The 10,731-nt window shown below is 68.0% G+C and carries 10 protein-coding genes; 4 read left to right on the forward strand and 6 right to left on the reverse strand.

Annotated elements, in window-relative coordinates; translation table 11 throughout:
• Positions 1–1,518: ubiquinol-cytochrome c reductase cytochrome b subunit (locus tag AB0O34_RS34355; RefSeq protein WP_363922738.1), on the forward strand; the 1,518-nt coding region annotated here is incomplete at its 5' end.
• A 75-nt stretch (positions 1,519–1,593) separates the two neighbouring features.
• On the opposite strand, the gene AB0O34_RS34360 is transcribed toward AB0O34_RS34355, so the two are convergent.
• The 4 genes from AB0O34_RS34360 to coxB all read right to left on the reverse strand — a co-directional run bounded on the left by AB0O34_RS34360 (position 1,594) and on the right by coxB (position 5,842).
• Positions 1,594–2,712 carry an Ig-like domain-containing protein gene (locus AB0O34_RS34360; RefSeq protein ID WP_363922740.1) on the reverse strand — a complete coding sequence of 373 codons (1,119 nt, stop codon included), beginning with the start codon at positions 2,710–2,712 and terminating at the stop codon, positions 1,594–1,596.
• A gap of 405 nt (positions 2,713–3,117) precedes the next feature.
• The gene (locus AB0O34_RS34365; protein ID WP_363922742.1) at positions 3,118–3,513 is read right to left on the reverse strand and encodes a cytochrome c oxidase subunit 4; all 396 of its coding nucleotides are present in this window, start codon (positions 3,511–3,513) and stop codon (positions 3,118–3,120) included.
• Positions 3,510–5,183 (reverse strand): cytochrome c oxidase subunit I, encoded by a 1,674-nt coding sequence (gene ctaD / locus AB0O34_RS34370; RefSeq protein ID WP_363922744.1) that lies wholly within the window; start codon positions 5,181–5,183, stop codon positions 3,510–3,512. Before ctaD ends, AB0O34_RS34365 begins: the two co-directional genes overlap by 4 nt.
• Positions 5,180–5,842: a cytochrome c oxidase subunit II gene (gene coxB, locus AB0O34_RS34375; RefSeq protein ID WP_363922746.1), complete on the reverse strand. Its 663-nt coding sequence runs from the start codon at positions 5,840–5,842 to the stop codon at positions 5,180–5,182. The genes ctaD and coxB overlap by 4 nt, the downstream gene beginning before the upstream one ends.
• A gap of 360 nt (positions 5,843–6,202) precedes the next feature.
• Between coxB and AB0O34_RS34380 the strand changes: the two genes are divergently transcribed.
• Both AB0O34_RS34380 and AB0O34_RS34385 read left to right on the forward strand, forming a co-directional pair.
• Entirely contained in the window at positions 6,203–7,339 is a 1,137-nt protein-coding gene (locus AB0O34_RS34380; protein ID WP_363922748.1) for an aminotransferase class V-fold PLP-dependent enzyme, read from the forward strand.
• Positions 7,339–7,614 carry a sulfurtransferase TusA family protein gene (locus AB0O34_RS34385; protein ID WP_363922749.1) on the forward strand — a complete coding sequence of 92 codons (276 nt, stop codon included), beginning with the start codon at positions 7,339–7,341 and terminating at the stop codon, positions 7,612–7,614. Before AB0O34_RS34380 ends, AB0O34_RS34385 begins: the two co-directional genes overlap by 1 nt.
• Before the next feature lie 42 nt (positions 7,615–7,656).
• Here the strand turns inward: AB0O34_RS34385 and AB0O34_RS34390 are convergent, their stop codons facing one another.
• Both AB0O34_RS34390 and erpA read right to left on the reverse strand, forming a co-directional pair.
• Entirely contained in the window at positions 7,657–8,643 is a 987-nt protein-coding gene (locus AB0O34_RS34390) for a carbohydrate kinase family protein (RefSeq protein WP_363922751.1), read from the reverse strand.
• A gap of 305 nt (positions 8,644–8,948) precedes the next feature.
• Positions 8,949–9,302 carry an iron-sulfur cluster insertion protein ErpA gene (gene erpA / locus AB0O34_RS34395; RefSeq protein ID WP_363922753.1) on the reverse strand — a complete coding sequence of 118 codons (354 nt, stop codon included), beginning with the start codon at positions 9,300–9,302 and terminating at the stop codon, positions 8,949–8,951.
• Positions 9,303–9,510: 208 nt separating this feature from the next.
• On the opposite strand from erpA, the gene nadA reads away from it, so the two are divergent.
• Complete coding sequence (nadA, locus tag AB0O34_RS34400; protein ID WP_363922755.1) at positions 9,511–10,695, forward strand: quinolinate synthase NadA; 1,185 nt, start codon at positions 9,511–9,513, stop codon at positions 10,693–10,695.
• The last annotated feature ends 36 nt before the right edge of the window (positions 10,696–10,731 follow it).

Below are 10,731 nucleotides of genomic sequence, written 5' to 3' on the forward strand. Positions count from 1 at the left end.
ATCCTGCTGCTCACCGGTACGTTCCTGACGTTCTGGTTCAAGCCGAGCATGGCCGAGGTCGCCTACAACGGCTCGTACGGGCCGCTCGTGGGCGTGCACATGTCGCAGGCCTACGAGTCCTCGCTGCACATCAGCTTCGACGTCCGCGGCGGCCTGCTGATCCGGCAGATCCACCACTGGGCGGCGCTGCTGTTCGTCGCGGGCATGATGGTGCACATGCTCCGCGTGTTCTTCACCGGGGCGTACCGCAAGCCGCGTGAGCTCAACTGGATCATCGGTGTGCTTCTTCTCACCCTGGCCCTCGCCGAGGGGCTGACCGGCTACTCCCTGCCCGACGACCTGCTCTCCGGCGCCGGTCTGCGGATCACCGAGGGTGTGGCGATCTCGCTCCCGCTGGTCGGCACGTACATCACGTACTTCCTGTTCGGCGGCGAGTATCCCGGGGAGGATGTGATCTCCCGGTTCTACAGCATCCACATCCTGCTCATCCCGGGCATCCTGCTGGCGCTGATCTCCGCTCACCTGATCCTCATGTGGGTGCAGAAGCACACGCAGATGCCGGGCAAGGGCCGCACCGAGCACAACGTGGTGGGCGCCCCGTTCTACCCGTCCTTCATGCTGAAGTCGGGCGCGTACTTCCTGTTCACCTTCGGCGTCGTGGCGCTGCTGGGCACGTTCGCCCAGATCAACCCGATCTGGTTGTTCGGCCCGTACACGCCTGCCGACATCTCGGCGGGGTCCCAGCCCGACTTCTACATGGGCTTCCTGGAGGGCTCGCTGCGGCTCATGCCCGCGTGGGAGATCAACTTCCTGGGGTACACCCTCCCGCTGAGCGTGCTCATCCCGGCCCTGCTGCCGATGGGCATCATCATGACCGGTCTCGCGCTCTATCCGTTCGCCGAGCAGTGGATCACCGGCGACAAGAGCGAGCACCACCTGGCCGACCGGCCCCGCAACAACCCGCACCGCACCTCGATCGGCCTCGCGGCCATCACGTTCTACGGTGTCCTGTGGCTGCTGGGGGCCAACGACTGGATCTCGGCGAAGTTCCACATCTCGCTCTACACGACGACCGAGGTCGGGCGGATGCTGGTCATCGTCGGGCCTGCGATCGCGTACTTCATCACCTACCGCATGTGCATCGGCCTGCAGCGCAGGGACCTCGACCTGGTGTCCCACGGCGTGGAGTCCGGTGTCATCAAGCGCCTGCCCAACGGTGAGTACATCGAGGTCCACGTGCCGCCGGCCGAGGACCTGGTGGCGCACATCCAGGGGAAGAAGCCGATCCCCGCCATCGAGGCCGCCCCGGACGGCGACGGCGTCCCCCCCAAGGGGATGCGCAACCCGCTCGGCAGGCTGCGGGCCAAGCTCAGCGAGACGTACTCGGCCGACACCGAGGCCATCGCGCTGGACGCGGCCCACAACGGCCACCACAACGGGCACGACGGCCACGGGGGCACGCCCGCCGCGGTCGGCACGGGCCACGGCGACGAGGACACCAAGTCCATCGGTCACTGAACCGCCCACCGCTCAACCGAGAGGGCCCGGACGCGAAGATCGCGTCCGGGCCCTCCGGCGTCTCCCGGCGGGAGGTCAGGAGGTGACCTTCTTCTTCGACTCGTCCGCCGTGGTGGTGGTGTGGTCGGCCACAGGGAACGCCGACAGCGTCTCCGTGGTGAACCCCGACCGCAGGCCGCTCCAGCGGAGCCACTGGGGCCAGGTCTCCTGCCAGTGGCCCCACCCGTTCGCCGGATCGAGCTGGCGGGGCGTGCCGCTCACGATGATCGGGTCGCCGATCAGGGTCGTCTCCTTGAACCACTTGGCGTTCGACGGGCTGACGTTGATGCAGCCGTGGCTGACGTTGGAGTTGCCCTGCGATCCCACCGACCAGGGAGCGCCGTGGACGTACTCGCCGCTGTCGGAGATCCGCACGGTGTCGTACACGGTGAGGCTGTAGTAGCCGGCGCCTCCTGGCCCGGTGTCGGGGTTGGTCATGGTGGTGACGTCCTCGCGCGACATCGCCAGGTGGACGCCGTTGGTCGTGTAGTGCCTCCAGTCGCCGCCCTCCCCGGCGCTGAGCGGCACCGTCCTGATGACCTGGCCGTCGCGCTCGACCGTCATCTGGTGCGACACGGTGTCCGCGCGGCTGATCTGGGACCGTCCGATGGTGAACTCGCGGACGTAGTCCTTGCTGCCGTACATGCCTGCGCCGCCGCGCACCCCGGCGAGCTGCGCGACCAGCTTCACCTTGGTGTGGGCGGGCCAATACTTCTTGGGCCTGAAGGAGACCGACTTGTCGTCGAACCAGTGCCACGCCCCCTCGACCGGATTGGAGGCCTGCACCATGAGGTTGCGCTCCACCGAGACCCGGTCGGTGATGGGGTGGTCGAAGGTCAGCATGATCGGCATGCCGATGCCGACCGTCAGGCCGGTGATCTCCTTGTTCGGAAGGATCTTGTCGACGGCGAACAGCTGGGTCGCCTTGACCGTCGAGAACTCGCTGCTCACCTGCTTGGACCTGCCCGAGGGGTCCACGGCGACGACCGTCACCTGGTAGGTCTCCCCCGGGGCCATCGCGCGCTTGCTGCGCCATTGGGTGCGGTCGGCGCTCAGCACACCGGCGACCAGCGTGTCCCTCGACTTGACGCGGACGTTGACGCTCCTGAGAGCGCCGTTGACGGCTCCCACCATGACCGGCAACTCAGGTGCCACCTGGGTCGCCCCGTTGCCCGGAGAGACGCTTACAGCCAGCTCAGACCGTGAACCAGCCGCTCCCTTTCCCTCTCGGTCACTGCCGTTGGTACAACCGCCTGCCAGCAACAGGGCCAGCGCCCCCGCCCCAAGGGCGACCACCCGGATCTCGACGTGTTCCACGTTACGTCTCCCCCGCTCCGATGGATCACTCCTTGTGAGTTATTACCCGGTTACAGCGTGTCGCGTACCTTCGCTCAAGGAGAAACGCCGGAATGACCGGCAAAAAAGGCCTCGCGGACGACCGACGTTTCCTTGAAGGAAACCGCCGGCCGCCCGCGAGGCAGGCCGTACGAAGCGCGTGATCGGCGTGGGGCGGGCCGGAGGCCGGGACGCCCCGCGGGCGCTCGCCGGCCTCTGATCCGGTCAGTGCGAGAAGTGACCCCGGTAGTACTGGAAGACGAAGCCGATGGAGGCCATGATCACCGCGAAAGCCCCGATGAGGAACATCCACCAGCCGATGACGAAGCCGACGACCATGAACGCGGCGGCCAGGCAGACGAACAGCGGCCACCAGCTCGACGGGCTGAAGAAGCCCAGCTCCCCGGCGCCATCGCTGATCTCGGCGTCCTTCCTGTCCTCCGGCTGCTCGCCGATGCGGCGGGCGGTGAAGAGCAGGTAATAGCCGATCATCAGGGCGAGGCCCACGGAGATGGCCAGCGCGGTGGTGCCGGTCGGCTCCTTCGACCAGAACCAGTAGACGAGGTCGACCGCGGCGAAGAAGATGCCGCAGAGCAGAAACATCCAGCCCTGAACCTTCATCGGGCCTCCTCCAGCTCCTCGACCGGCGCCAGCCGGTGCGGGTTGTGCAGGTCGAAGGCGGGACGCTCCGACCGGATCCGCGGCAGCTCGGTGAAGTTGTGCCGGGGCGGCGGGCACGAGGTCGCCCACTCAAGGGAGTTGCCGAAGCCCCACGGGTCGTCCACGGTGACCTTGGGGGCGTGCCTCCAGGTGCGCCACACGTTGTACAGGAACGGAAGCGTGGAGGCGCCGAGGATGAACGCGCCGACCGAGGAGACGACGTTCAGGTCGGTGAAGCCGTCGGCCGCCGAGTAGTCGGCGTAGCGGCGGGGGAAGCCCTCGACGCCGAGCCAGTGCTGCACCAGGAAGGTGGTGTGGAAGCCGATGAACAGCGTCCAGAAGTGCCACTTGCCCAGCGTGTCGTTGAGCATCCTGCCGGTGAACTTCGGCCACCAGAAGTAGAACCCGGCGAACATCGCGAAGACCACGGTGCCGAAGACGACGTAGTGGAAGTGCGCGACCACGAAGTAGGAGTCGCTCGCCTGGAAGTCCAGCGGCGGCGAGGCCAGGATGATGCCGGTCAGGCCGCCGAACAGGAACGTGATCAGGAAGCCGACCGCGAACAGCATCGGCGACTCGAACGACAGGTGGCCCCGCCACATCGTGCCGATCCAGTTGAAGAACTTCACACCGGTCGGCACCGCGATGAGGAAGGTCATGAACGAGAAGAACGGCAGCAGCACCTGGCCGGTGACGAACATGTGGTGCGCCCACACGGCGGCCGACAGGCCGGCGATGGCGATGGTCGCGCCGACGAGGCTGATGTAGCCGAAGATCGGCTTACGGCTGAAGACCGGCAGAACCTCGGTGATGATGCCGAAGAACGGCAACGCGATGATGTACACCTCTGGATGCCCGAAGAACCAGAACAGGTGCTGCCACAGCATCGCCCCGCCTGTCGAGGAGTCGAAGATGTGGGCCCCCAGATGCCGGTCGGCCTCCAGCGCGAGCAGCGCGGCGGCGAGCACCGGGAAGGCCAGCAGCACCAGGATGCTGGTGAGCAGGATGTTCCAGGTGAAGATCGGCATGCGGAACATCGTCATGCCGGGCGCGCGCATGGTGATGATCGTGGTGATGAAGTTCACCGCGCCGAGGATCGTGCCGATGCCGGACATCGACAGTCCCATGATCCACAGGTCGCCGCCGAGGCCCGGGGACGAGACGGCGTCCGAGAGCGGGGTGTAGGCGGTCCAGCCGAACGCCGCGGCGCCGTCCGGGGTGAAGAACCCGGAGATGGCGATCAGGCTGCCGAACAGGTAGAGCCAGTAGCTCACCATGTTCAGCCGGGGGAACGCCACGTCGGGGGCGCCGATCTGCAGCGGCATGAGCTCGTTGGCGAAGCCCGCGAACAGCGGGGTCGCGAACATGAGCAGCATGATCGTGCCGTGCATGGTGAACAGCTGGTTGAACTGCTCGTTGCTCACGAACTCCAGGCCGGGCTGGGCCAGCTCGGCACGCATGATCAGCGCCATGACGCCGCCGATCAGGAAGAACGCGAAAGAGGTGATCAGGTAGAGGTGCCCGATCACCTTGTGGTCGGTCGAAGACGCCCACCGGGCGATGACCGTGCCCTTGCGGGCGCGCCTTTGGGCGGCGCCCGTCAGGATCGAGGGTTCGTTGATGGCGGTCACTGGGCACTCCCCGCCTGGCTGTTGACGTACTGGTCGTACTCGGCCTGGGGCACGAGCTTCACCGTGAAGAGCATGCGGCTGTGGTCGACACCGCAGAGCTCGGCACAGCGCCCGGCGAAGTCGCCGGTCTTGTCGAGCGTCTGGATCTCGAAGACGTTCTTCACGCCAGGGATGACGTCACGCTTGAACAGGAACGCGGGGACCCAGAACGAGTGGTTCACGTCCGGCGAGTTGAGGTCGAACTGCACCTTCTTGTTCACCGGGAGCACCAGCACGGGCCGCTGGGCCGGCGTGCCGACCACGCTGACGACCTTGCCGTCGTACTGGCTGGTGAAGCGCCAGCTCCACTGGAAGCCCTCGACCTTGACCTTCACGTCCGGGTTCCCCGACACCTTGGTGATGATGTTCTCGTCACGGGCGGTGAAGTAGAAGAACACCGCCACCATGATGATCGGCACCGTCGTGTAGAGGATCTCGATCGGCAGGTTGTACCGCACCTGGGGCGGCAGGGCGTCGGTCGTGTTCTTGCGCTTGCGGTGGAACGCGCAGGCCCACAGGATCAGGCCCCACACCACGACGCCGACGGCAAGAGAGGCGATCCAGGCACCGTTCCAGAGACTCTGGATGATGCCGGCCTCCTTGGTGACGCCTTCCGGCATGCCAGCACGAGACCACGTACCAACGCCATCACACGCCGTCAGGGAGACCAGCAGCGCCGCCAAAGCGACGGCGCGTGGCACCCTGCGACGGGCCAACGGACGCCGTATAGAACGGCGGGTCGGACTCACGGATCGCCTACCCCACAGATAAAGCCCAAGAGTCCCCCTCCTGGGCGATCGTTTCCAGATTCACGAGATTCGCGCTCTTAGTTGTCTCACGTCACGCTGGGGGACACATTAGCGCGCACTGGGGCCGCCCTCCTTCCCAGCCCCCGTTAACGTGTTTGAGCCGTTGCCTGCATCTCCCGCCACCGTCGGCCCAGGCGGATCGCCGTCGGGCACTGGTGCGACCATGAACGCGTGGCGTACTTCGACGCGGCATCGACCGAACCTCTGCACCCCGCCGCGCGTGAGGCGCTGATCGCGAACCTCGACGCGGGCGGCGCCGATCCCGCGCGCCTGTACGGCTCCGCGCGGCGGGCGCGCCTCCTGCTGGAACGGGCCCGCGCCGAGGCCGCCGAGGCGATCGGCGCCCGGCCGGACGAGGTGTCCTTCACCTCCTCGGGCACGCAGGCCGTGCACCTGGGGGTGCTCGGGACACTGCTGGGCCGCCGGCGGGCAGGACGCCATCTGGTCACCAGCGCCGTCGAGCACTCCAGCGTCCTGCAGGCCGGGGCCGTGCACCAGCGCGAGGGGGGCACCGTCGAGACCGTCGGCGTGGACCTCACCGGACGGGTCGATCCAGCGGAGTTCGCCGCCGCCGTCGCCCGGGAGGGCACTGCCCTGGCCTGTCTGCAGACCGCCAACCATGAGGTCGGCACCCTCCAGCCGGTGCCGGAGGCGGCCGAGGCCTGCGGGGCCGCCGGGGTGCCGCTGCTGGTCGACGCGGCCCAGACGCTCGGCCGGCTGCCCATCCCGGCCGGATGGTCGGTGCTGGCCGCCAGCGCCCACAAGTGGGGCGGTCCCGCCGGGGTGGGGCTGCTGGCCGTCCGCAAGGGCACCCGGTGGCGCTCACCGCTGCCGGAGGACGAGCGGGAACGGCGCAGGGTGCCCGGCTTCGAGAACGTCCCCGCCGCCGTCGCGGCCGTCGCGGCGCTGCGAGCCGTGATCGCCGAGGCCGAGGAGGAGAACGCGCGGCTGTCGGCGCTGGTCGACCGCGTTCGCGAGGCGGTGCCCCGGCTGGTCCCCGATGTGGAGGTCGTGGGCGACGCCACGCGACGGGCACCCCACATTGTCACGTTCTCATGCCTTTACGTGGCAGGTGAGGCAATATTGACGGAGTTGGACAGGGCCGGGTTTGCCGTATCCTCCGGCAGTTCGTGCACGGCGAGTACGCTACGGCCATCGCACGTGCTGGAGGCGATGGGAGTGCTCACGCATGGGAACGTCAGGGTGTCTCTGCCCAGGGGCGCGTCCGGCGCGGAGGTCGACCGGTTCCTCTCCGTCCTGCCCGGCATCGTCCGGCGCATCCGCGAGAGTGTAGGGGTGAGAACGTGATGACCAGCCGGCAGAAGTCCGCGCCCGAGGAGGCGGCACCGCCGCCGGCCGCGCTGACGATCGACGCCCTCGGGCGCAAGTGCCCCATTCCGATCATCATGCTGGCCGAGCGGATCAACGAGGTGCCGCTCAACGCGACGGTGGCCGTGCTCGCCGACGACCCGGCCGCCTTCACCGACGTCCCCGCCTGGTGCAGGCTGAAGTCCCACCACCACGTGGCGAGCTACGAGCTGCCCGGGGGCGGGTGGGCCATCCACGTGAGACGCAACTACTGATCCGTACAGATGCCCGCCGGGCGGCCCCAGCGGGCACGGTGATCAGGAGTACAGGCACTGGAGGTGCGGCTCGACCTCGGCCGAGGCGGCGGTGCCGTAGGAGGCGGCGAACCGGTCGAGGAAGCCCTGCCTGCCGAGCTGGTACTCCTGGCCGCCGACGTGCTCTAGGACGTGGGTGGCGGTGAGGTTGCCGAGCTGGCCGCAGCGCTCCAGGGACATGCCCCAGACGAGCCCCGACAGGAAGCCCGCGCGGAAGGCGTCACCGACCCCGGTCGGGTCGACCTTGCCGAGCTCGGGGGTCGGGGGGATGTGCAGGCCCGGCTCCCCCTCGCGGTCGATGCGGGCGCCCTTGGGACCGAGGGTGGTCACCCGCACTCCGACGCGCGACAGCACCTCCTCGTCGGACCAGCCGGTCTTCTGCTCGACGAGCGCCTTCTCGTAGTCGTTGGTGAACAGGTAGGCGGCGCCGTCGATCAGCGACGCGATCTCCTCGCCGCTCATGCGGGCCAGCTGCTGGGAGGGGTCGGCCGCGAACGGGATGCCGCGCAGGCGGCACTCCTTGGTGTGGCGGACCATGGCGGCGGGGTCGTTCGGGCTGATCAGGACCAGGTCGAGGCCGCCGACGCGGTCGGCGATCGGCTGCAGCTCGATCTCGCGGGCCTCGGCCATCGCCCCGGTGTAGAACGAGGCGATCTGGTTGTGGTGCTCGTCGGTGGTGCACAGGAACCGGGCGGTGTGGTGCAGCTCTGAGACGCGCACGGAGGAGCAGTCGACCCCGTGGCGCTCAAGCCAGGAACGGTAGTCGGCGAAGTCGGAGCCGACAGCGCCGACCAGGATCGGCGACAGGCCGAGACAGCCCATGCCGAAGGAGATGTTGGCGGCGATGCCTCCGCGCCGGACCTGCAGGTCGTCGACGAGAAAGGACAGCGACACACGATCAAGCTGCTCGGCGATGAGCTGCTCCCCGAAACTGCCAGGGAAGGTCATCAGGTGATCGGTCGCGATGGAGCCGGTGACGGCGATGCGCACGGGGTCAATCTCCTCGTTGTCAGCCTCGACGGACGGCCCAGAATACGGCACGAAAGGGCGCCCAAGGCTGGAGGACCGGCTCCCGACGATCTCCACGAGGGCCGGGTGATCCAGCAGGCGACCAGGAGTGACCTTTGTCACCTGTGGCGATGCCGCTCGAACCCCTAGAACGCCCAAGCGGGGTCGCCGCGCACCCGTGAGGCGCCGCCGGAGAGGCCACGGCGAGTGCGCCGGCGAACGGGGCCGGGCATGACGACACCCCGCCTCGTGGAGGGATCCACGGGCGGGGATGCCGGCCGGCGCTGCTAGTTGAAGGAGTCGCCGCAGGCGCAGGAACCCGTGGCGTTCGGGTTGTCGATCGTGAAGCCCTGCTTCTCGATGGTGTCCACGAAGTCCACGGTGGCGCCCATGAGGTACGGAGCGCTCATCCGGTCGGTGACGACGCTGACGCCGCCGAAGTCGGAGACGACGTCCCCGTCCATCGAGCGGTCATCGAAGAAGAGCTGGTAGCGCAGACCCGAGCAGCCGCCGGGCTGGACTGCGACGCGCAGCTGCAGCCCATCTTCGCCCTGCTGCTCCAGCAGGCTGCGCACCTTGGACGCGGCCGCGTCGGTCAGGACCAAACCCTGCTGCGTGGTCTCGCTGCTCTCAACCGTCATTTGTTTGACTCCCCGTCTGCCCCAACGCCCCTCGGGGACGGAGGCCTTGTTCTGAGGTCTCAGTTAGACGCTACCAACAGCTGGGCGCCGCTACACATTCCTGTCTCACCGTACGGTTTACCCAACCCCCCGGAAAACACTAGCTCCCGCCCATGTGTAGTGTTTAGTCGTCAACTAGACGATAAGTCCTCTAAGAGGTGTTGCAGCCGTGACGACTACCGAGACCGGCCTCCCGCTCTTCGTGCTCGGCCAGGGCACCGACACGCACAGCGAGCGCGGCGTCGACTGCCCCGGCGAGCTGCCTCCGGCCTCTGACCCGGATCTGGTCGCGCGTGCGGTCAGGGCCAAGGCCACCCTCGGCGACAGGCTCTTCGTGCTTGGGCACCACTACCAGCGCGACGAGGTCATCCAGTTCGCCGACGTGACCGGAGACTCCTTCAAGCTCGCCCGCGAGGCGGCGGCCCGCCCGGACGCCGAGTACATCGTCTTCTGCGGGGTCCACTTCATGGCCGAGTCGGCGGACATCCTGACAGGCGACGCCCAGCGGGTCGTACTGCCCGATCTCGCCGCTGGATGCTCGATGGCCGACATGGCCACGTTCGACCAGGTCGAGGAGGCGTGGGACGTCCTGTCGGATCTCGGGATCGCCGACATCACGGTGCCGATCACGTACATGAACTCCTCCGCCGACATCAAGGCGTTCTGCGGGCGCAACGGCGGCGCGGTGTGCACCTCCTCCAACGCCCGCCGCGCCCTGACCTGGGCGTTCGACGAGAGCCCCGAGGGGCCCGCGAAGCGGGCCGGGGACAGGAAGGTCCTGTTCCTGCCTGACCAGCACCTCGGCCGCAACACGGCAGTCCTGGAGATGGGCTTCTCCCTGGACGACTGCGTGGTGTACAATCCGCACCGCCCGAACGGGGGACTCACAGATCAGCAGCTCAGAGACGCCAAGGTGATCCTCTGGCGTGGGCACTGCTCGGTGCACGGCCGGTTCACCCCCGAGTGCGTGGACGAGGTCCGCGAGCGCGTGCCCGGCGTCAACGTGCTGGTCCACCCCGAGTGCCGGTACGAGGTCGTCACCAAGGCCGATCACGTCGGCTCGACGGAGTACATCATCAAGATGCTGGACGAGGCCCCTGCCGGGTCATCCTGGGCCGTCGGCACCGAACTGAACCTGGTCAAGCGGCTGGCCGCCCGGCACCCGGACAAGACCGTGACCTTCCTCGACCGGACGGTCTGCTACTGCTCCACGATGAACCGCATCGACCTGCCGCACCTGGTCTGGGCCCTGGAGTCGCTCGCCGACGGCGAGGTCGTGAACCAGATCACCGTCGACCCGGAGACCACGCGCTGGGCCAAGGTCGCCCTCGACCGCATGCTCGCCCTCCCCTAGCCGGTCGCGCACAGCCGCGGGCCCGGCCGGGACGCC

It is taken from the genome of Sphaerisporangium sp. NPDC088356, from assembly GCF_040685555.1.
GTDB lineage: Bacteria > Actinomycetota > Actinomycetes > Streptosporangiales > Streptosporangiaceae > Sphaerisporangium.